The organism is Streptococcus cristatus (assembly GCF_001578775.1).
GTDB lineage: Bacteria > Bacillota > Bacilli > Lactobacillales > Streptococcaceae > Streptococcus > Streptococcus cristatus_A.
Map to the genome: position 1 here is coordinate 20,453 of NZ_KQ969062.1, position 22,366 is coordinate 42,818.

19 protein-coding genes and 2 tRNA genes are annotated in these 22,366 nt (G+C 39.8%); 11 read left to right on the plus strand and 10 right to left on the minus strand.

Annotated features, from left to right (window positions below; genetic code table 11):
* The first annotated feature begins 60 nt into the window (after positions 1 to 60).
* The 4 genes from SCRDD08_RS00105 to sdaAA all read left to right on the plus strand — a co-directional run bounded on the left by SCRDD08_RS00105 (position 61) and on the right by sdaAA (position 1,895).
* Positions 61 to 132 (plus strand) — tRNA-Glu (locus tag SCRDD08_RS00105).
* 5 nt (positions 133 to 137) lie between these two features.
* Positions 138 to 211, plus strand: a tRNA-Asn gene (locus SCRDD08_RS00110).
* A 131-nt stretch (positions 212 to 342) separates the two neighbouring features.
* Entirely contained in the window at positions 343 to 1,014 is a 672-nt protein-coding gene (sdaAB, locus tag SCRDD08_RS00115) for an L-serine ammonia-lyase, iron-sulfur-dependent subunit beta (protein WP_061421905.1), read from the plus strand.
* Positions 1,015 to 1,022: 8 nt separating this feature from the next.
* Complete coding sequence (sdaAA, locus tag SCRDD08_RS00120) at positions 1,023 to 1,895, plus strand: L-serine ammonia-lyase, iron-sulfur-dependent, subunit alpha (protein ID WP_045499908.1); 873 nt, start codon at positions 1,023 to 1,025, stop codon at positions 1,893 to 1,895.
* 57 nt (positions 1,896 to 1,952) lie between these two features.
* Here the strand turns inward: sdaAA and SCRDD08_RS11765 are convergent, their stop codons facing one another.
* The 8 genes from SCRDD08_RS11765 to yfmF all read right to left on the minus strand — a co-directional run bounded on the left by SCRDD08_RS11765 (position 1,953) and on the right by yfmF (position 9,205).
* Positions 1,953 to 2,612, minus strand: a complete 660-nt coding sequence (locus SCRDD08_RS11765) for a LysM peptidoglycan-binding domain-containing protein (protein ID WP_061421906.1) — start codon at positions 2,610 to 2,612, stop codon at positions 1,953 to 1,955.
* 186 nt (positions 2,613 to 2,798) lie between these two features.
* Entirely contained in the window at positions 2,799 to 3,593 is a 795-nt protein-coding gene (locus SCRDD08_RS00130) for an energy-coupling factor transporter transmembrane component T family protein (protein WP_061421907.1), read from the minus strand.
* Positions 3,586 to 4,425 carry an energy-coupling factor ABC transporter ATP-binding protein gene (locus SCRDD08_RS00135; protein WP_061421908.1) on the minus strand — a complete coding sequence of 280 codons (840 nt, stop codon included), beginning with the start codon at positions 4,423 to 4,425 and terminating at the stop codon, positions 3,586 to 3,588. The genes SCRDD08_RS00130 and SCRDD08_RS00135 overlap by 8 nt, the downstream gene beginning before the upstream one ends.
* Positions 4,410 to 5,237, minus strand: a complete 828-nt coding sequence (locus SCRDD08_RS00140) for an energy-coupling factor ABC transporter ATP-binding protein (RefSeq protein ID WP_061421909.1) — start codon at positions 5,235 to 5,237, stop codon at positions 4,410 to 4,412. Before SCRDD08_RS00140 ends, SCRDD08_RS00135 begins: the two co-directional genes overlap by 16 nt.
* 1 nt (position 5,238) lies before the next feature.
* Positions 5,239 to 5,778 carry a CDP-diacylglycerol--glycerol-3-phosphate 3-phosphatidyltransferase gene (gene pgsA / locus SCRDD08_RS00145; protein ID WP_005592114.1) on the minus strand — a complete coding sequence of 180 codons (540 nt, stop codon included), beginning with the start codon at positions 5,776 to 5,778 and terminating at the stop codon, positions 5,239 to 5,241.
* A 10-nt stretch (positions 5,779 to 5,788) separates the two neighbouring features.
* The gene (rodZ, locus tag SCRDD08_RS00150; protein WP_061421910.1) at positions 5,789 to 6,604 is read right to left on the minus strand and encodes a cytoskeleton protein RodZ; all 816 of its coding nucleotides are present in this window, start codon (positions 6,602 to 6,604) and stop codon (positions 5,789 to 5,791) included.
* A gap of 58 nt (positions 6,605 to 6,662) precedes the next feature.
* Entirely contained in the window at positions 6,663 to 7,958 is a 1,296-nt protein-coding gene (yfmH, locus tag SCRDD08_RS00155) for an EF-P 5-aminopentanol modification-associated protein YfmH (protein ID WP_061421911.1), read from the minus strand.
* On the minus strand, positions 7,958 to 9,205 hold the full coding sequence (gene yfmF / locus SCRDD08_RS00160; protein ID WP_061421912.1) for an EF-P 5-aminopentanol modification-associated protein YfmF: 1,248 nt from the start codon (positions 9,203 to 9,205) through the stop codon (positions 7,958 to 7,960). Before yfmF ends, yfmH begins: the two co-directional genes overlap by 1 nt.
* Positions 9,206 to 9,394: 189 nt before the next feature.
* Here yfmF and yaaA point away from each other — a divergent pair, with 189 nt between their 5' ends.
* The gene (gene yaaA / locus SCRDD08_RS00165; protein WP_061421913.1) at positions 9,395 to 9,784 is read left to right on the plus strand and encodes a S4 domain-containing protein YaaA; all 390 of its coding nucleotides are present in this window, start codon (positions 9,395 to 9,397) and stop codon (positions 9,782 to 9,784) included.
* A gap of 3 nt (positions 9,785 to 9,787) precedes the next feature.
* The gene (gene recF / locus SCRDD08_RS00170) at positions 9,788 to 10,900 is read left to right on the plus strand and encodes a DNA replication/repair protein RecF (protein ID WP_061421914.1); all 1,113 of its coding nucleotides are present in this window, start codon (positions 9,788 to 9,790) and stop codon (positions 10,898 to 10,900) included.
* Positions 10,901 to 10,986: 86 nt separating this feature from the next.
* Here the strand turns inward: recF and guaB are convergent, their stop codons facing one another.
* Positions 10,987 to 12,468: an IMP dehydrogenase gene (guaB, locus tag SCRDD08_RS00175; RefSeq protein ID WP_061421915.1), complete on the minus strand. Its 1,482-nt coding sequence runs from the start codon at positions 12,466 to 12,468 to the stop codon at positions 10,987 to 10,989.
* Between the two features lie 165 nt (positions 12,469 to 12,633).
* Entirely contained in the window at positions 12,634 to 13,659 is a 1,026-nt protein-coding gene (trpS, locus tag SCRDD08_RS00180) for a tryptophan--tRNA ligase (RefSeq protein ID WP_061421916.1), read from the minus strand.
* 238 nt (positions 13,660 to 13,897) lie between these two features.
* Here trpS and SCRDD08_RS00185 point away from each other — a divergent pair, with 238 nt between their 5' ends.
* The 5 genes from SCRDD08_RS00185 to mnmG all read left to right on the plus strand — a co-directional run bounded on the left by SCRDD08_RS00185 (position 13,898) and on the right by mnmG (position 22,322).
* Positions 13,898 to 15,520, plus strand: coding sequence for an ATP-binding cassette domain-containing protein (locus SCRDD08_RS00185; protein ID WP_061421917.1), 1,623 nt, complete (start codon positions 13,898 to 13,900; stop codon positions 15,518 to 15,520).
* Positions 15,521 to 15,595: 75 nt separating this feature from the next.
* A complete protein-coding gene (locus tag SCRDD08_RS00190; protein WP_061421918.1) occupies positions 15,596 to 18,190 on the plus strand; it encodes a YfhO family protein in 2,595 nt (864 codons plus the stop codon).
* Between the two features lie 144 nt (positions 18,191 to 18,334).
* Positions 18,335 to 18,871: an aggregation-promoting factor gene (apf, locus tag SCRDD08_RS00195; protein WP_061421919.1), complete on the plus strand. Its 537-nt coding sequence runs from the start codon at positions 18,335 to 18,337 to the stop codon at positions 18,869 to 18,871.
* Between the two features lie 281 nt (positions 18,872 to 19,152).
* A complete protein-coding gene (gene mnmA, locus SCRDD08_RS00200; RefSeq protein ID WP_061421920.1) occupies positions 19,153 to 20,274 on the plus strand; it encodes a tRNA 2-thiouridine(34) synthase MnmA in 1,122 nt (373 codons plus the stop codon).
* Between the two features lie 137 nt (positions 20,275 to 20,411).
* Positions 20,412 to 22,322 carry a tRNA uridine-5-carboxymethylaminomethyl(34) synthesis enzyme MnmG gene (gene mnmG, locus SCRDD08_RS00205; protein ID WP_061423228.1) on the plus strand — a complete coding sequence of 637 codons (1,911 nt, stop codon included), beginning with the start codon at positions 20,412 to 20,414 and terminating at the stop codon, positions 22,320 to 22,322.
* Positions 22,323 to 22,366 lie beyond the last annotated feature (44 nt).

Genomic DNA, 22,366 nt, shown 5'->3' on the forward strand with positions numbered 1-22,366 from the left:
AACTGTTGACAAAGATTCAAAACCTGATATAATAGAATATGTTCTGAAAAGAACATAGATGGTCCGTTGGTCAAGGGGTTAAGACACCGCCTTTTCACGGCGGTAACACGGGTTCGAATCCCGTACGGACTATACTATCCGCCATAGCTCAGTTGGTAGTAGCGCATGACTGTTAATCATGATGTCGTAGGTTCGAGTCCTACTGGCGGAGTAAAAGAGTTTCAGGTATGCGAATTACCAATAATAGAAGAGGACAATTGTCCTCTTTTTTTGTGTGATATGAGGCAGAAATTTGATAAGTTTGATATAATAATTTTAGAAAATATGTTCAAGAGGTTTCTTATGAAATCATTAAAATTTCAATCTGTTTTTGACATTATCGGGCCTGTCATGATTGGCCCTTCTAGCAGTCACACTGCAGGGGCTGTGCGTATCGGTAAGATCGTATCCTCTATTTTTGATGATACACCGACCGAGGTTGAATTCCAGCTTTTTAATTCCTTTGCAAAGACTTATCGCGGGCATGGAACGGATTTGGCTTTGGTAGCCGGTATTTTAGGAATGGATACAGATGATCCTGAAATCCCTAACAGCCTTGAAATTGCCCATAAACGCGGTATCAAGATTGTCTGGACTATTCAGAAAGATAGCAATGCTCCTCATCCAAATACGACAAAAATCACGGTTAAGAATAACTATAAGACCATCAGTGTAACGGGTGTATCTATCGGTGGTGGAAATATTCAGGTGACCGAGTTAAATGGCTTCTCAGTCTCTCTCAGCATGAATACGCCAACCATTATCATCGTCCACCAAGATGTTCCAGGTATGATTGCCCATGTAACGGAGGCTCTGTCCCGCTACAATATCAATATTGCTCAAATGACGGTGACTAGAGAAAAAGCGGGTGAGAAAGCGATTATGATCATTGAGGTGGATAGTCGTAGTTGCGAAGAGGCTATCGAAGAGATTCGGAAAATCCCCTATCTCCATAATGTCAATTTCTTTAAATAGGAGAAGAGATGTTTTATTCAATAAAAGAATTAGTTGAGCAGGCTGATTTAGATTTTAATGGCAATGTTGCTGAATTAATGATTGCGACCGAATATGAATTGACAGGTCGGGAAAGAGACGAAGTTTTACGTCTGATGAGTCGGAATCTTGAGGTCATGAAAGCTTCGGTTCTTCTTGGGCTTGATGAGAGTAAGTCTCGCAGCGGATTGACCGGTGGAGACGCAGCAAAATTGCACCACTATATCCAGTCGGGGAAGGCCTTGTCAGATTATACTGTGCTGACTGCTGCAAAAAATGCCATTGCTGTCAATGAACACAACGCTAAAATGGGCTTGGTTTGTGCTACACCAACAGCCGGTAGCGCTGGCTGTCTGCCAGCCGTGCTTACATCAGCGATTGAAAAACTAGATTTGACAGAGGAGCAGCAATTAGACTTTTTGCTGGCTGCTGGTGCTTTTGGCTTGGTTATTGCGAATAACGCTTCTATTTCCGGTGCAGAAGGAGGCTGTCAAGCTGAGGTGGGCTCTGCTTCTGCTATGAGCGCAGCTGCCCTGGTTTTGGCTGCTGGTGGCTCTGCTTTTCAGGCGAGTCAAGCTATCTGTTTTGTCATCAAAAATATGCTGGGCTTGATTTGTGACCCAGTAGCTGGTTTGGTAGAAGTTCCTTGTGTCAAGCGAAATGCCATGGGAGCTAGCTATGCCTTTATCGCAGCGGATATGGCTCTGGCTGGAATCGAGTCCAAAATACCTGTTGACGAAGTCATTGATGCTATGTACCAAGTAGGCTCTAGCCTGCCTACTGCCTTCAGGGAAACGGCTGAAGGAGGGCTAGCTACAACTCCTACCGGCCGCAGACTTTCAAAAGAAATTTTTGGAGAATAAATAGTATCTTTGAGTAAGAAAAAATGACTAAATATGTTTAGTCATTTTTTTATTATTTTAGTAAGCCCAAGCAGATAGCCCTTGTGCACTGTAAGCACGGTAAGCTGCTTGAATTTGATCTTCAACAGTTGCAGTAGATCCCCAACCTGGCATTGTTTGGAAAAGACCACTTGCTCCTGATGGGTTGTAGGCATCGACTTGTCCGTTAGATTCGCGAGCAATAATATTTTCCCATGTAGATGCAGACACTCCTGTCATTTCAGCCATACGAGCAGCTGCGTAAGAACCTACAGCACCTGGAGTATTACCATTTGCGAGTACGACGTTTGATGAATAGGCAGAGTAGTCTGAAGTTGCAGCAACTGCAGGAGTTTCTGTCGTTACTGGAGTTTCCGTAGCTACTGGGGCAGCTGGAGTTACTGGAGCTGGGACTGCTGGTGTCGCTGGTGAGACAGCAGGTGCTGATGTTGTTTGTTTTGCAACATCTTTCAAATCACCCAATTCCAAAACTTGTCCAGTCATGATAAAATCTGGATTTGAAATTTTATTTAATTCTACCAAACGTTCAACAGTTGTTTTTTTACTTTCAGCGATTTCTGATAAGGTATCTCCAGCTTTTACTGTATAAGATTCAGCACTAGCAACAATAGTTGATGCAAATAGTGTTGCTGTAGCAATCGTTCCTGCTAAAGTCAATTTTTTCACTTTCATACTCATTTTAAAAGTTTTCTCCTTTAGTTATAATACTATCATACACATTAAATATTACTAAAAGATTACATTTTAAGTACGAATATTACAAAAATATTGAGATTTACACATAAAAATATTATTTTAAAAGGATTTTTAGTCTATTTCATTAGATCTTTAACAAAAATATTGCTATCAAACTTATACTATTCTTTATTTTTTTAAGATAAAGAGCAAGATACCGATCAGGAAAATAGAGAAAAGAGCAAGATTGTCAATCATTTTCCAAGAAAGTTGTCGATAGCGGCTTCTTCCTTCACCACCACTATAGCCACGCGCTTCCATTGCGATAGCTAAGGCGTCTGCCCGTTTGAAACTAGAAGCAAATAAGGGAATTAAGATTGGAATGATTGATTTAACCTTTTGAACAATCGTTCCTTCGCCAAAATCAACTCCTCGAGCCCTCTGAGCATTCATAATTCTCGTAGTGTCATCCATTAAAGTCGGTACGAAACGCAGGCTCATAGAGAGCATGAGACCAATTTCATGCGTAGGAACTTTAAAGACTTTGAGTGGTTTCAGTAGAGCTTCTACTGCATCTGAAAGGCTGAGTGGTGTTGTGGTTAAGGTTAACAGAGTTGAAAAGAAAATAATCAAAACAAAACGGCTAAAGATAATCCCTGCTTGAGAAAGACCAAATTCCGTAATTTTAATGAAACCAAATTGGAAAAGTACCTTGTCTCCTCCTGTCAGAAAGAGCTGGAAGAGGGTGGTAAAGGCAATAATGAAAACCATTGATTGAATGCCCTTTAGAAAGAATGTCAAAGGAACTTTTGAGAGAAAAATCAGAGTAAAAACGAAAGCAAATAGCAGCAAATTAGTGATGAGATTGTTGGCCCAGAAAATTAATAAAATAAAGAAGAACATGGCCACTAATTTACTGCGCGGATCCAATCGATGGATGACTGAATTTCCTGGGATATACCGTCCTAAAATCAATTTATCCATGTATCATCTCCTTAAATTCCTCAATTGTAATCGGATAATGAGAAAATTTTATTCCTTTTTCAGCTAATTCTTGAGCAAATTTCGTGATTTTAGGCACTCCTAGCTGAATCTTTTCCATAAAATCGACATCTTGAAAAACCAGAGCAGGCTGACCGCTTTTGACGACGCGCCCCTTTTCCAACACATAGACTGTATCGGCAAAATTTGCTACATCATCCATTAAATGGGTTACAAGAACAATGGTCATTCCAGCTTGATGCAGTTTTTTAAAGAGTTCCATCAATTCTTTGCGTCCTGCTGGATCAAGTCCGGCAGTTGGTTCATCTAAAACCAAGATATCAGGTTCCATTGCTAGAATTCCAGCAATAGCGACCCTTCTCATCTGCCCGCCAGAAAGTTCAAAAGGACTGCGGCCAAACAATTCTTCAGAAATGCCGACAAGGCTTAATTTTTCACGCGCTAAAGCCTCGGCTTCTTCTTTAGAGACACCAAAATTTTGCGGACCAAAGGCCACGTCTTTCAAAACAGTCTCATCAAAAACCTGACTTTCAGCAAATTGAAACACCAAACCAACCTGTTTACGAACTTGTTTGATGTCCTTGTTAACAGAATTTGAAGTAATGGTGACATTGTTGACTTGCACGCTGCCCTCACTAGGAGTCAGCAAGCCATTCAAGAGCTGTAAAATGGTTGATTTTCCGCTACCAGTGTGCCCAATCAAAGCCGTATAGCTACCATCTTTGATTTCCAAATCAACTTCAAAAAGCGCTGGACCCTCAAATGGAGTTCCAGCCTGATAGGTATAACTGACTTTATTTAGAGTAATTCCCATAATTGTTCCTGCAATTCTTTTTCAGTTAAATAGGTTTCTGGCAGAGTTAGCCCAGTTTGAATCATGGCAGCTTTGACCTGATTGACAAAGGGTTGATCTAAGCCCAAGTCTTCCAAATCAGGTCTGGAAAAGAGTTTTCTTGGTGTAGCAGTTGACTCAACCTGACCATTTTTCATAACAAGGACACGGTCACTCAGCGAAATCTCGTCCAAATCGTGGGTAATGGAGATGACTGTTAAATGATTCTTATCTTTAATTTCCTTGACAGTCCGAATCAGTTCCAGTCGGCCTTCTGGGTCTAACATACTGGTTGCTTCATCCAAGATGATAATATCTGGCTGGAGCGCGACTACGCCAGCAATAGCGACTCTTTGCTTCTGTCCGCCAGAAAGTCGAGCAGGTTCTCTCTCCTTAAAATTCTGCATGCCGACTAGTTCCAGAGCTTCATGGACGCGTTTCACCATCATGGGATAATTCATGCCTTGATTTTCCAGACCAAATGCAACGTCGTCTTCAACAGTTGCTCCTACAAACTGGTTATCAGGATTCTGAAAGACCATGCCGATTTGGCGACGTTTTTCCCAGACATTATCAGCCGTCAATTTATCTCCAGAAATGAGGATATCGCCACTCTCGGCTTCTAAAAGACCGTCAATCAAACGAACCGTAGTCGATTTTCCGCTACCATTGTGACCGACAATAGATAACCATTCTCCTTGTTTCACGTGAAACGAGACATCTTTTAAAATATAATCTTCAGACTTATGGTCATAGCGATAACTAAGATTTTTTACTTCAATGATATTTTCCATATTATTTAAATGTATCTTTAAAGAGATAGGCACTGCCCTTGAAATAATCATAGCCAGAATAAATAGTGAAAATCAGGGCTATGTAAAGGAGAATCTGACCGAGTAAAGTCCAATGGAGCAGGAGAAAGAGGATGGCAAACATCTGCGTGAAAGTCTTGATTTTGCCTGGCATAGCGGCCGCTAGAACTGTTCCGCCAGTTTCCACTAAAAGAAGTCTCAAACCAGTGACGGCCAGCTCTCGGCAAATGATGATAGCTACCACCCAAGCAGGAGCCATTTTCATTTCAATCAGCATGATAAATGCAGACATAACCAGTAGTTTATCGGCCATAGGATCGGCAAATTTCCCAAAATTAGTCACGACCTGCCACTTGCGCGCCAGATAGCCATCCAGGTAGTCTGTGATGCTGGCAAGGGCGAAAATGATTCCAGCGAGGATATGCATGGCTGGCGAATGCCCGAAGGTCAAAATCAAAATAAAGATTGGGATTAAGGCAATTCTGGCAAGGGTTAAAGCGTTGGGGATATTTTCTTTTTTCATCATTCTTCCTTTATGATTCAATTGTAAGGGTAATTATAGCACTGTCGCTGGTCAAGGTAGATAGGTCTATTTTCTGACTGCCGACAGTGACAGTGACGCCTTTTACAACTCCTAAGGTAATTGTATAAGTCGTATTGGGAGAGAGTGTCACTGTTTGGCTTGATTGGGTTGGAGTAAGGGTTGTACCAGCTGCAAGTTCTGTATTTGTTACACTAATCCAGCTTGAGGTGTTGCTTGCTGAGATTGTTAACTGAGTAGTTTGCGACTCGCCACGATACTTTGCAGTCAAATAGTTTCCTTCTCCAGTGACTTCTAGTTTTTCTTTTGTTGAGCTAGAGTCTGTAGTGGAGGTCTCAGGTGGAGTTGAACGATCTTCGAGATTTGAGCTCGAGACAAGGCTGTAACTATCAGAGCTGGTAAACTGCGGAGTAGTTGTATTTGCATATTGCCAAACGTAATAGGTGACAAAAATAATGATAGACAGGGCAACTACTAGGAAATAAAAGAGCGGAAGCGAGAAAGAACGATTTTTATATTTTCTACTTCGAAATTCCTCGTTTTCAGCTAATTCAATTTCGTCATAAACGACAGTATTATCTGTGTCGTATGCCTCCAATAGAATCTGCTCGTCTAAATCCAGAGCCCAAGCGTATTTTCGCAGCAGGCTACGGACGTAAAAGGCATTTGGAAATTTATCGTATTGATTGTTTTCAAGAGCCTTTAGGTAGTCAGTTTTTATATCTGTTTTTTTGGCTACATCTACTAAAGTAAGTTTCTGGTTTACTCGAGCAAGTCTGAGTACCTCTCCTATCGTTTTTTTTCTCATAAGGATAGTCCTTTTCTCTTAGACATTATTCTAACAAAATTTTGAAATAAACTTGGAACTATTTTGGGAAAATAGTAAAATCTGTCATATCACACTGGTCGATAAAGCGACGTCCGACTTTTAAGACGTCATTTAGAGTGACATCCTGTAAAATCTTAGGTAAATCAAAAAGATTCTCCCCTTTTAAATGCGGTTCATACTGGGTTGCCATGTATTCAAGAGAATTTAGCCCATGCAGCAGATCTCCAAACATTTCACTTTTAATGGTGTCTAGATGTGTTTCTGTGACATCTGGATCCTGAGCAAACTTCCGAATGGCTGAGCGGAATTGATGAGAAATTCCTACGGGTTCCTGCGTGTCCATAGTTAGGATGACAAAGTGGAAATCTTTTTCCACCTCTACTTCAAGAGTGAGCGAATTGTCAATTTTTCCGTTTTCATACAGGGTCTGGAAACGCTTGGAAGTCCAACCAAACATCATGGCAAAAAGCAATTTCAGGGCAATTTTATAGCGATAAAGCTCCGTATCCTGTATCGCATCTTTGCCACGAATACCGATTGCCAACTTAGGACTGGCAACTTCCATCCGACTAGTAGCGGTTGGAATTACTGGCTGTAAGATGATAGGCTCTTTTTTAATTGTTTCAGTTAATAATTTAGGCGATAAGGTCTCTTGTGTTTGGACAATGTCTTCAAAAGTGGATTCTAAATCAAAATTACCAATGACAAATAAAGTCATATTGGACGGACGGTAGAAAAGCTCGAAGTTCTCTGTCAGATCTTCCACAGTAATATCCATGATTGACTCTGTCGTTCCGGCAATATCTTCTGCTAGTGGAGTTTGAGGGTAGAGATTACTCAAAGCACCAAAGAAGAGCCGATAATCTGGATCGTCTTGGTACATCTCGATTTCTTGCTGGATAATTCCTTGCTCACGCTGAACAGATGCTTCTGAAAAATTAGCTTGGGAAACGAGTTCCTGCAACAGCTTTAGATTTTCTGCTACACAGTTTGTCGTAGAAAACAGATAGCTGGTACGTGTAAAGCTTGTAAAGGCATTACTTTCTGCGCCAAATTTAGTAAATTCCAGCAGCAAATCCTCACCGTTTTCACGCTCGAATAGTTTGTGCTCCAAAAAATGTGCAATCCCTGCTGGATAATGAGAAACTTGCTTTGTTTCACGTGAAACAACCTTAGTATCAACAGAGCCAAAGTGTGTTGAGATGATGCCGTAGGTTTCATTAAAATCATTTTTAGGGAGTAGGTAAACCTGCAATCCATTTGCTAGCACCGCCCGATAGATGCTTTCTCCCACGGCTATATAATTGATTTTTTCTAAACCTGGATTCTGCATTATTTCCCTTCCATAAAGTAAATCGCCTGTAATTTCAACTGCTGGGCTGCCTCTATAAGATCAGCTTTGCTGACATTTTCTAATGCTTTCAGCCAAGCCTCTAGTGACAGAAATTTTTTCCCTAGAACAGAGGACATGTAAGCACGCTCAATCAAGGTGTTTTGTCGATCCTGAGCCAGAAGGATCGAATTTTTTAGCATATTCTTGGTTTGTTCAAGTTCTTCATCTGTGAAATGTCCCCGCTTCAAATCTAGAATTTGGCGGTTGATTAAAGCGATGGTCTTTGTCCGATTTGCTCGGTCAATTCCAGCATAGATTCGCATCAAACCAGAAAAAATATCAAAACTACTAGAAATAGTGTAGGCTAGGCTCTCTTTTTCCCGAACATTGACAAAGAGTTTGGAATGAGCAAATCCTCCCAATAAGCCATTCAAAACAATTAGAGGCAGATGGCTGCGATCCCCATATTGACTAGAAAAATGGTAGGCCAGTTCAACAATGGACTGATGTACATCTCGCTGCTCCAGCTTTTCTCTGGTTATATTTGAATAGTTTTGCTGATAGCTAAGCTGTAAAGGCTGCTCTCGCTCAGAAAACTGGAATTCTTGGATTTTCTCACGAACAGCAATCTCATTAAAATCACCGATGAAGAAAAAATCAATTTGATCCTGATTTAGCATTTGCTGAAAAGTAGCGAAACTAGTTTCAGCTGTTTCTCTTTCTACTAGATCGATTGTTGCCACGCGCGGAATCCGCATTTCTGGTAAATCGTAAAATAAATTATTTAACTCTCTGTGAGCATGGTAGAAATGATTCTCAATTTCAGCTTCCAAGTCTGTTAAAACATTTCTCTTTTCAATTTCAAAGGTTTTGGTATCAAAAGCCTGTCCATTTGACAGAGGAAAAAAGAGACTAGCCTTCAAAAAATCTAGTATTTCATCTGCCAACATATTTTTACGGCTCAAGAATTGATCCCGCACGAAAGAAAGATTGATATCCAGATAATGCACTAATCCCCGTCGTGAAAGGCTTGTCGAATAATTAGCCCCATATAAATTTGCTAATTTTTCTCGAAAGGTTTGTGATGTTGGGTAAAGAGCATTTGAAGTTTCCAGCATACTGGCCGTAAGAACCCGCCCAGCGATTGTTTTTTCAGACATAGGAGCTGAAAATCGCACTTTAATTTTATTGGTTTTAAATTTTTCTGATTGAATGAAGTGAAGATGTACTCCTTTTATGATTTCCATTGCTCTCCTCATACCGAATAATATAGACTTCTATTATAACACGAAATGCCGTTTAATGCTTTGTAAGGAACGGCATTTTTAGAGATTAAAGCGTTTTCTATTTTTCTAGTAAAACTTGCCTTTGAATGAGACTACCACGGAACAGTTTCTGCTTAAATTATGATATAATGACAAGGATTGAGGTGAAATATGGAATACAAATTATTTGACGAATTTATTACTCTACAGGCTCTCTTAAAAGAAGTCGGTATTATTCAAAGTGGCGGAGCAATCAAGTCCTTTTTAGCAGATAATCAGGTCTTTTTTAACGGCGAACTAGAAAATAGACGAGGGAAAAAACTTAGAATTGGCGATGTCATCTCTCTTCCAGACCAAGAACTGGAGATTGTCCTCCTTGCCCCAAGTCAGGAGGAGATCCTTGAACATCAAGAGGAGCAAGCAGAGAAAAAAAGAGTGGCAGACTTGGTTAAAGCCATGAATAAGGACTTGAAAAAATCTCAACCAGCAAAAAAAGAAGAGAAGAAAAGAAAGCCAGATCAGAGAAGCAAAAAAGCACCTGTTCGCTTTCCAGGAACCTAAGCCATGTGGTTAAAAACGCTGAAAATTAAACATTTTCGTAATTACCAAGCTGCAGAGGTTGATTTTGATCCTGGTCTTAATATCTTTCTGGGGCAAAATGCACAGGGGAAAACCAATATTCTAGAAGCCATCTATTTTTTAGCCCTTACTCGCAGTCACCGTACCCGAACCGATAAGAATTTGATTCATTTTCAAGAAAAAAATCTTCAAATTTCAGGAATCATTGAAAAAACAACGGGTAAAATCCCACTTGACATCGAGTTGACACCAAAGGGGAGAATTACCAAAATAAATCATTTAAAACAAGGGAAATTATCAGATTATATAGGGGTTGTCAATGTTGTCTTGTTTGCTCCAGAAGATTTACAGCTCATTAAAGGAGCCCCTGCTTTACGCCGAAAATTTATTGATATTGAGCTTGGGCAAATCAAGCCCATCTATCTTTCTGACTTGTCTAACTATAGTCATGTACTTAAGCAAAGAAATGCCTATCTTAAGGCTAATGATAAGGTAGATGAAACCTTTCTCTCTGTTTTAGATGAGCAACTGATTGATTTTGGTTGTCGTGTCATGCAACATCGTCTAGACTTTATTGAAAAGCTAGAAGGTTTTGCTCAGGAAAGCCATAGCGATATTTCTCAAGGGAAAGAGAATTTGACAATCAAGTATTTATCCTCTGTTCCGTTTTCACGTCTCGAAGATTTGGAAGCTTCTTTTCGGTCAGCCTTATCAGAAAGTCGTAGACGAGACCTTTTCAAAAAAAATACTGGTGTTGGACCTCACCGAGACGATATCAACTTTTTTATCAATGATATGGATGCTGGATTTGGTAGCCAAGGCCAGCACCGTAGTGTTGTTCTATCTCTCAAGTTAGCTGAAATTAAACTAATCGAAAGCCTTACAAAAGATACTCCAATATTATTGCTTGACGATGTAATGAGCGAACTTGACAATATGCGTCAACTTAAATTACTAGAAACCATCTCTCAAAACATTCAGACATTCATTACGACAACCAGCCTTGATCACTTACAAAATCTACCAGATGATATTAATATTTTTCAGATAAGTCAGGGTGTGATAAAGAAAGAAGAAAATGTAGGTTTTACAAATTAGTAAAATAACTGTAAATTGAATTTACAACATTGTAAACTAAAAACAACCTTGTCAACTCCTTGACAAGGTTGTTTTTCTTTATAATTTTATTGGACAGAGTAGTTTGGAGCTTCATTAGTGATTTGTACATCGTGAGGGTGACTTTCTTTCAAACCAGCACCACTCATCTCAATAAATTGAGCATTTTCATGAAGTTCTTGCAGATTAGCTGCACCGACATATCCCATACCAGAACGGATACCGCCCAACATTTGGAAGACGATATCTGCAGCGGCTCCTTTATAAGCTACACGCCCTTCGATTCCTTCTGGAACTAGCTTATTCGCTTCATTGACAGAACCTTGGAAGTAGCGATCGCTGGAGCCTTTCTTCATAGCTGCGATAGAGCCCATTCCACGGTAAGTTTTAAATTTACGTCCTTGGAAGATTTCAGTCTCACCTGGCGCTTCGTCTGTTCCAGCAAACATGGAACCAAGCATGACTGCATTTCCACCTGCAGCTAAAGCCTTAACAATATCTCCAGAATATTTAATTCCACCATCAGCAATGATGGTTTTTCCATATTCACGTGCGACTGCAGCTGCATCGTAGATTGCTGTTACTTGTGGGACACCAACACCAGCAATGACACGAGTTGTACAGATAGATCCTGGTCCAATTCCGACTTTTACTACATCAACACCGGCATCAAAGAGGGCGCGTGCACCTTCAGCAGTTGCAATATTTCCGGCAATCAAAGTGCGATCTGGGAAGTGAGCACGAATTTCAGCAATTTTACGTAGAACGCCAGCTGAATGACCATGGGCTGTATCAATAACAATGGCATCTGCTCCTGCTTCAAAGAGGGCCTCTGCACGTTCAAATGTATCTGAAGTGACACCTACCGCACCAGCAACTAGCAGACGACCAAATTCATCTTTGGCTGCATTTGGGAACTCAATCACTTTTTCAATATCTTTAATGGTGATAAGACCAGAAAGTCGACCGTTTTCATCTACTAAAGGTAGTTTTTCAATCCGGTGTTCTTGCAGAATTCTTTCAGCAGTTGTCAGATCAGTTCCGACTGGAGCTGTAACAAGATTTTCACTGGTCATGTGGTTGGAAATTGGTTGATTATAATCTGAAATAAAGCGTAAATCACGGTTAGTCAAGATACCGACTAATTTACGATTTTCCATCGTTTCAACCACTGGAACCCCACTAATGCGGTAGCGTCCCATCAGTTCATCCGCTTCAGCAATCGTATGATTAGGAGTCAGGAAGAATGGATCAATAATGACACCATTTTCAGAACGTTTTACCTTACGAACCTCATCAGCCTGCTGTTCAATAGACATATTTTTGTGGATGACACCTAGACCGCCGGCACGGGCAATGGCGATCGCCATTTGACTTTCGGTAACTGTATCCATAGCCGCAGTAATAATTGGGATATTTAATTTTAAATTCTCAGCAAGTTTTGTACTTAAATCAGCATCATTTGGCAACACGTGACTTTCAGCTGGAATGAGCAATACGTCATCAAAGGTAAAACCTTTTTTCAAAAATTTAGTGTCCCAGTTAGACATCCACAGTTTCCTCTTTTCTTATATATTGAGCAGGGCTCGTCTTTTTATTGTTAATATCATACCATTCTATAGGCATTTGTCAATGATTATTATGCAAAAATTAAAAACCATCTCTTTTGAAGGTAAAAGACGATGGTTTTTGATACAATATGCTATAATTGTTCGTTATTTAAAGTAATTAATTCCCATTGCATTTTTGACTTCTGACAGGGTTTGTCCAGCAACTTGTCGAGCACGTTCACTGCCTTCTTTCAGCATGTCATAGACTTGGCCCATATCCTTGGCAAACTCGAGACGACGCTCTCTGATTGGTCCTAATTCCCGCTCCAAAATCTCTAAGAGATAGCGTTTAGTTTTGACATCACCCAGACCACCACGTTGGTAGTGTTCTTTCATAGCTGCAATTTCAGCAGCATTTTCTGGTCGACCAAAAACATCCAGATAATGGAATACCATATTATCTTCGATTTTTCCTGGATCTTCAACTTTGATGTGGTCGGGATCAGTATACATACTCATGACCTTTTTCTTGAGAGTATCCATGTCATCCGCTAGATAGATCCCATTGTTCAATGATTTGGACATTTTAGCATTACCATCAAGCCCTGGTAAACGCCCAGCTGCTTCATTTTCTGGATAAATCCCTTCAGGCTCCACCAAAACCTCACAATTATAAGCATGATTGAAAGAACGAACAATTTCACGTGTCTGCTCAATCATTGGTTTCTGATCATTTCCGACAGGTACATAGTTTGCCTTAAAGGCTGTAATGTCTGCGGCTTGAGAGATAGGATAAACCAAAAAGCCAGTTGGGATACTTTCTCCAAATCCTTTCTGAGCAATTTCTGTCTTGACAGTTGGATTGCGCTCTAATCGAGCTAAAGATACCAAATTCATGTAATACATTGACAACTCTGCCAACTCAGGAATCTGACTTTGGATAAAAATAGTCACTTTTTTCGGATCCAGTCCAGCTGCTAAATAGTCTAAGGCTACGTTGCCAATGGATTCTACAATCGTTTGTGGATCTTTCGCATGGTCTGTCAGAGCTTGTTGGTCCGCCAGAAAAACAAACATATCATATTTATCTTGATTTTGTAGAAGAACACGGTTACGTAAGCTTCCTACATAATGACCAATATGTAATTTTCCAGTCGGACGGTCTCCGGTTAAAATAATGGGTTTTGTCATTGCTTGCTCCTCAATTAGTCTTGTTCTCATTATATCATTTTCAAAGAAAATGCGGAAGAATCTAGAAGAAAAAAGAAGAATCATAGTTTAAAATAAATAGCTTGACAATATATTTACATCATGTTTACAAAGTTGACAGCATTTTTATCTCTTTAAATATTTTTTTATTCCATAATAATTTGAAAAAAGAAGAATTTTCTAGTAAAATGAAGGAGATCACATATATAGGAGAAAATCATTGCTTACAGTATCTGATGTGTCACTGCGTTTCAGTGATCGAAAATTATTTGATGAAGTAAATATTAAATTTACAGAAGGAAATACCTATGGTTTGATTGGAGCTAATGGTGCAGGTAAGTCTACCTTCTTGAAGATTTTAGCTGGGGATATTGAGCCAACGACAGGCCATATTTCTTTAGGGCCAGATGAGCGACTCTCTGTTTTGCGTCAAAATCATTTTGACTATGAGGATGAGCGGGTCATTGATGTCGTTATCATGGGGAACGAGCACCTTTACAGCATTATGAAAGAGAAAGATGCTATTTATATGAAGCCTGACTTTTCTGACGAGGATGGGGTTCGAGCGGCTGAGCTGGAAGGTGAATTTGCTGAGTTGGGTGGCTGGGAAGCTGAAAGCGAAGCTTCTCAATTGCTACAAAACCTCAATATTCCTGAAGACTTGCATTACCAAAATATGAGTGAATTGTCGAATGGCGACAAGGTTAAGGTCCTTCTTGCCAAGGCTCTTTTTGGCAAGCCAGATGTTTTACTTCTAGACGAGCCGACCAATGGTTTGGATATCCAGTCTATCACTTGGTTGGAAGATTTCTTGATTGATTTTGAGAATACGGTTATTGTCGTATCCCACGACCGTCACTTCTTAAATAAAGTTTGTACGCATATGGCTGACCTTGATTTTGGTAAGATCAAACTTTATGTCGGAAACTATGATTTCTGGAAAGAATCAAGTGAATTGGCAGCTAAGTTGCTCGCTGACCGAAATGCTAAGGCGGAAGAAAAAATCAAGCAATTGCAAGAGTTTGTGGCTCGCTTCTCTGCCAATGCTTCTAAGTCTAAACAGGCAACGTCTCGTAAAAAGATGCTGGATAAGATTGAATTGGAAGAAATTGTTCCGTCAAGTCGAAAATATCCATTTATCAGCTTTAAAGCGGAGCGTGAAATTGGGAATGATCTCTTGACAGTAGAAAATCTTTCTGTCAAGATTGACGGCGAAACCATTCTTGACAATATCAGCTTTATCCTTCGTCCTGGCGATAAGACAGCTTTGATTGGACAAAATGATATTCAAACAACTGCCTTGATTCGTGCTTTGATGGGAGATATTGACTATGAGGGGACCATCAAATGGGGTGTTACAACCAGTCGTTCTTATTTGCCAAAAGATAATTCTCGCGACTTTGCTGGTGGTGAATCTATTCTTGACTGGCTTCGTCAATTTGCTAGTAAAGAAGAAGACGATAATACCTTCCTTCGAGGTTTCTTAGGTCGGATGCTTTTCTCTGGCGATGAGGTTAACAAGCCTGTCAACGTCTTGTCAGGTGGAGAAAAAGTTCGGGTTATGTTGTCTAAAGTGATGCTTCTCAAGTCAAATGTTTTGGTTTTGGACGATCCTACTAATCACTTGGATCTGGAATCTATTTCTAGTCTTAATGATGGTTTAAAGAACTTTAAAGAGTCGATCATCTTTGCCAGCCATGACCATGAGTTTATTCAAACCTTGGCCAACCATATCATCGTTCTCTCAAAAAATGGTGTGATTGACCGCATTGACGAAACTTATGATGAATTTTTGGAAAATCAAGAAGTTCAGGCAAAAGTCAAAGAACTTTGGAAAGATTAATAAGTTGTCAACATGAGTTGACAGAAGTTTACAGAGGCATGAAACAACGTTTCGGCCTCTTTCTCTATAAGAAACATGGAAAAAATCAGATATTTTTTTAAGAAAAATTGGCTTTATTTTGCGTCCTTCATCTTACCTTTTCTCATTATGTGTTTCGTTTATCTGAGTCAAGGTATTTACTGGGGCAGCGATACTTCTCCGCTACTTGGAGATGGCTTCCATCAATATGTCGTATTTGATACGACATTGAGGAATATCCTTCATGGAACGGATAGTCTTTTTTACACGTTTTCAAGTGGATTGGGACAAAATTTCTATGCCCTATCTAGCTATTATCTAGGGAGTTTCCTTTCCCCCTTCGTCTATTTTTTCGATTTAAAATCAATGCCGGATGCAGTTTACTTGTTTACTCTTATTAAGTTTGGCTTGATTGGCTTGACAACTTGTATCAGTATTAAAGGGATCTTTAAAAAAATTCCAGAAACACTAATCTTGATTTTGTCAACCTCCTTTGCCTCGATGAGTTTCTCAGTTAGTCAACTAGAAATTAAAACTTGGTTAGATGTATTTATAGTAGTCCCTCTTATCATCTTTGGTTTACACAAGTTGATGAATGGACAAGGAAGAGTTTTATACTTTACAAGCTTGTCAATTCTCTTTATCCAAAACTATTATTTTGGCTATATGATGGCCTTGTTTTTAGTTCTTTGGTACCTCGTTCAGCTTTCTTGGGATTTTAAGGCCAGGATTCGGTCTCTCCCTGATTTTGCTATCGTATCAATATTAGCAGGCCTTACTAGTTTAATTATGATTTTGCCGACTTATCTAGATCTGAGTTCACATGGTGAGACCTTGACAAGGGTTGAAGACTTATTTACTGAGAAAAGTTGGTATCTAGATATTTTTGCTAAAAATTTTGTAGGAAGTTTTGATACGACTAAGTATGGATCCATTCCTATGATTTATGTTGGTCTATTTCCTCTTATTTTAAGTATCTTATTTTTCACGATAAAAAGTATTAAGCTTCGCGTGAAACTGGCCTACATTTTCTTGATTGGCATTTTTATAGTGAGTTTTCGACTGCAGTATTTGGATTTGCTTTGGCAAGGAATGCATGCTCCAAATATGTTTTTACATCGCTATTCTTGGCTCTTTTCTCTTCTTATCATTTTGATGGCTGCAGAGACGCTCAATCGTTTGGAGGAAGTTAAATGGCGACAAGTATTCCTTAGCTTTCTGCTCATTTCTTTTGGTTTTCTAGCCACTTTATACTATAGTAAACGCTATGATTTTCTTGGTCCTGAAAATTACATTTTTACCTTAGAGTTTTTCTTTGCCTATCTCTTAATCAGCTTTGCTTTTATTCGTTGCCACGTTAGGCAGAGTATGTTTACACTATCTTTACTATTTTTTGTGGTTTTTGAGCTCACCTTAAACTCTTATTATCAGGTTGATGGAATTGCTAAAGAATGGGTTTTTGCAAGTCGTTTATCCTATTCGAAAAAGATGAACGAAATTGACAGTCTTGTCAATTATAGTAAGAAAGAAAACAGAGATTTCTTTCGAACAGAGAGGCTTGATCCTCAGACTGGGAATGACAGTATGAAATTTAATTATAATGGAATTTCTCAATTTTCATCAGTCAGAAACACGCAAGCTAGCTCGACATTAGATAAATTAGGGTTTAAATCAGCAGGAACTAATCTTAATCTCCGCTATCAAAATAATAGCATTTTGATGGATAGCCTGTTTGCTGTAAAATATAACTTGTCTGAGACAGATCCGCAGAAATTTGGTTTTTATGCTGAGAAGGCTGAGCGATCAATGACATTGTATGAAAATAATTATTCTTTGGGTTTGGCTTTCTTAACCAATGATGTTTACAAAGATGTCAAGTTCACTAATTTAACGCTCGACAATCAGACAGCCTTTTTAAATCAACTATCGGGTTTGGATCATAAATATTATGAGCGAATTTCTATCGCTGGTGATGAGGAAGAAACCGAAGGGAAAGTAACTGCAAGAATCGAAAATGACGCTCAATTAAGCTATGCTAGCCTCACTTACACAATTGAGGTGCCTGCGGGTAGTCAAGTCTATGTCAACCTTTCAGACCTTGATTTTTCAAACGATAATCAGACGGATGTCAATATCACTGTAAATGGAATCACGAATCGTTACCCGACTCATAATGTTTTTCCATTTTTGAATATTGGTTACTTTAAGGAAGCACAGACGGTTCCTATCCAATTTTCTTTCCTAGAGAATCGAACTGTTTCTTTTAACCAACCAGAGTTTTTCTCTGTGGATATGAATAAATATCAGCAACTCATAAGTAAATTGAAAGAACAAGAAGTTTCTGTGACGACAAAATCCAATAGGGTAACGGTTGATTATCATGCGGATAGAGATAGTTCTCTCTTTTTCACCATTCCTTACGATAAGGGCTGGACAGCTAGTGTAGATGGCAAGAAGGTTCCGTTAAAATGTGCGCAGAATGGTTTTATGAAACTTGATGTGAACAGAGGAGCAGGCAGAGTTACCCTATCATTTGTTCCAAGGGGATTAAAGGAAGGAACTGCAGCTTTCATTTTAGGAATAGTTTTATTTTTCTTCTATGATAGAGTTCGATTTAAATGGATCAAAAAACATAGAGATAGTTCAGCATAGCCTTTACATCATCAAAAAACTTTAGAATATAGGTCTGTTTTTACAAGTTCTTCAATAGTCTGTAATATAATTCATCAAAGTAATAAGATTCTGTAATACTTTTGCTTTAGGATAGATATATCACAGAAAAGGAGAATTCTAAACATGAATTTGTATTTTAAAAATAGAATGATGAAAGCAGGTTTGCTCAGTTTGATGGCAGGAGCCGCTGTTTTGCTTCCGATTGTAGCCAATGCAGAAAGTTATACTGTCAAGTCAGGTGACACCTTGTCAGCGATTGCTGCTTCTCATCAGACGACTGTTGACAAGATTGCGCAAAAAAATAAGATCAGCAATATCAATCTGATTAGTGTTGGCCAGGTTTTAGAACTGGACGATGATGTATCTAAGCAGGTGACTGTTGAAAAATCAGATAAGACTGAAGAAACAGTGGTAAGTCCAAGTTCTGGCTTGAGTGCTGAGGATGCAGAGGCTAAGGAGTGGATTGCTCAAAAAGAGTCTAGCGGTAGTTATACAGCGCAAAATGGGCAATACTATGGTCGCTATCAGTTGACTATTACCTATTTAAATGGAGATTTGTCACCAGAAAATCAAGAGAAGACAGCGGATGCTTATGTAGTAGGTCGCTATGGCTCATGGTCGGCTGCTAAAAATTTCTGGTTAGCAAATGGCTGGTATTAAAATTTTAGGAAAAATTATATTTACAGGGATTGGAGTTTATATTCTAGTCCCTTTTTGTAATTACTACTAACATTCTTGGTTAGAGTACATGGTTTTTGCCAAAATATTTACAACAATGTAAACCTATTTGACAACTTATAAAGCTTATCAAATTGAGCAAAGGTTATTCGTTGTTCTCCTTGCTAAATCATGCTATAATAGACCTTGCTCAAGCGACCTTCAATCGTTGAAAGCACAGCACGACCTTCAATCGTGAAATAACGAAAAGATGGGAGAACACAATGAGTGATAACTCTAAGATTCGTGTCGTTGTTGGTATGAGCGGAGGTGTCGATTCATCAGTAACTGCCTTACTCTTAAAAGAGCAAGGTTACGATGTGATTGGCATCTTCATGAAAAACTGGGACGACACAAATGAATTTGGTGTCTGCACGGCCACAGAAGACTACAAGGATGTAGCAGCTGTTGCAGACCAGATTGGCATTCCTTACTACTCTGTCAACTTTGAGAAAGAGTACTGGGATCGCGTTTTTGAATACTTCTTGGCGGAATACCGCGCTGGTAGGACTCCGAACCCAGATGTCATGTGTAACAAGGAAATCAAGTTTAAAGCCTTCCTTGACTACGCCTTGACACTGGGTGCAGATTACGTAGCAACGGGTCACTATGCTCAGGTGAAGAGAGACCAAGATGGCCTAGTCCATATGTTACGTGGTAAGGACAACAATAAGGATCAGACCTATTTCTTGAGCCAGCTATCACAGGAACAATTACAAAAGACCATATTTCCTCTGGGGCATTTAGAAAAGCCAGAAGTTCGAGCAATTGCTGAAAGAGCTGGCTTAGCCACTGCTAAGAAAAAAGACTCGACCGGTATTTGCTTCATTGGTGAGAAGAATTTTAAAGAATTTCTGAGTCAATATTTACCAGCTCAGCCTGGTCGCATGATGACCTTGGAAGGCCGAGATATGGGGCAGCATGCAGGACTCATGTATTATACCATTGGTCAGCGGGGTGGTCTTGGGATCGGTGGTCAACAAGGCGGTGACAACGAGCCTTGGTTTGTGGTCGGAAAAGACCTTAGCCAAAATATTCTTTATGTTGGTCAAGGATTCTATCATGACCATTTAATGTCAACCAGCCTTGACGCTAGTCAAGTTCATTTCACAAAAGAAATGCGAGAAGAGTTTACTATGGAATGTACAGCTAAGTTCCGTTATCGTCAGCCTGATTCCAAGGTGACAGTTACTGTAAAGGGTGACAAGGCGGTTGTCAACTTCGATCAACCACAAAGGGCTGTTACTCCAGGTCAAGCAGTTGTCTTTTATGATGGCGATGAGTGCCTGGGTGGAGGCTTGATTGACAGAGCTTATAAGAATGGTCAAGTCTTGCAGTACATTTAGATTGACAATTCAGCTCAATTTGCTAAAATAAGATAAGCAATACCTATGATGGTCAAAGCTCATCGATGTTGCAGGCTTTTTTGTCCTGCACTTCTAGAGACTTGGCCTTTTTTGGTGAAAAAATGAAGGAAAAAGAAATGACACACAATTTTACTGAGAGTTATGATGTTATCGTGATTGGAGCGGGGCACGCTGGGGTTGAGGCATCGCTTGCTGCTAGTCGAATGGGTTGTAAGGTTCTTTTGGCAACCATTAATATTGAGATGCTGGCTTTTATGCCTTGCAATCCCTCTATTGGAGGGTCTGCAAAAGGCATTGTTGTCCGTGAAGTAGATGCTTTGGGCGGAGAGATGGCCAAGAATATTGACAAGAGCTATATCCAGATGAAAATGCTCAATACTGGTAAAGGACCCGCTGTTCGGGCTCTTCGAGCGCAGGCAGATAAAGAGCTTTATTCCAGAGAAATGCGGAAGACTGTTGAAAATCAAGAAAATCTGACCTTGCGGCAAACCATGATTAATGAAATCTTGGTAGAAGATGATAAGGTCATTGGGGTTAAGACAGCGACCCATCAGGAGTATGCGGCTAAAGCTGTCATTGTTACGACTGGAACAGCCTTACGGGGAGAAATTATCATTGGTGATCTCAAGTATTCATCTGGCCCTAACCATAGTCTGGCGGCAATTCCATTGGCAGATAATCTGCGTGATCTAGGTTTTGAAATTGGTCGTTTTAAGACAGGAACACCTCCACGTGTTAAGGCATCATCAATCAATTATGATGTGACCGAAATTCAGCCAGGTGATGAAAAGGCCAATCATTTTTCATACACCTCTCGTGATGAGGACTATGTGAAAGATCAAGTGCCTTGCTGGTTGACTTATACCAATGCAGAAAGTCATGAAATTATCCAAAATAACCTGCACCGGGCTCCTATGTTTTCAGGTATCGTTAAAGGAGTAGGACCACGTTATTGCCCGTCTATTGAGGATAAAATCGTCCGTTTTGCGGATAAGGAACGCCACCAGCTTTTCTTAGAGCCTGAGGGTCGTGATACGGAAGAAGTTTATGTGCAGGGGCTGTCAACTAGTCTGCCAGAAGATGTACAGAAGGACTTGGTTCACTCTATCAAAGGTTTAGAAAATGCTGAGATGATGCGGACAGGCTATGCCATTGAGTACGATATGATTATGCCTCACCAGTTACGGGCAACCTTGGAAACCAAGAAAATTTCTGGGCTCTTTACAGCAGGTCAGACCAATGGGACTTCTGGTTATGAAGAAGCCGCTGGTCAAGGGATTATTGCTGGAATGAATGCGGCCTTGAAGATCCAAGGGAAGCCAGAGTTGATCTTGAAGCGTAGCGATGGTTACATTGGAGTCATGATTGATGATTTGGTGACCAAGGGGACTGTAGAACCTTATCGACTCTTGACTAGCCGAGCGGAGTACCGTTTGATTCTCCGCCATGACAATGCTGATATGCGTTTGACAGAGATTGGCAGAGAAATTGGTCTGGTAGATGATGAGCGCTGGGCTCGTTTCGAGATTAAAAAGAATCAATTTGACAACGAGATGAAGCGCTTGGAATCCATCAAGTTGAAACCTATCAAGGAAACCAATGCTAAGATAGAAGCGCTTGGCTTTAAAACTCTGACAGATGCAGTGACAGCCAAAGAATTTATGCGGCGACCGGAAGTGTCTTATCAAGATGTGGTTCAATTCATTGGTCCAGCGGCAGAAGAGTTGGATGAAAAGATTATCGAGCTAATTGAGACAGAGATTAAGTACGAAGGTTATATTTCTAAAGCTCTTGATCAAGTTGAGAAGATGAAACGCATGGAAGAAAAGCGGATTCCAGCCAATATTGATTGGGATGATATTGATTCGATTGCGACAGAAGCGCGTCAGAAGTTCAAGAAAATCAATCCAGAAACGATTGGTCAGGCAAGCCGTATTTCGGGTGTCAATCCAGCAGATATTTCTATTTTGATGGTATACCTAGAAGGCAAGTCTAGAAGCATTTCTAAAAACAAAGCAAAATCGTAGACATATTAACGTACTATTTTATTGATAGTACGTTTTTTGCATAA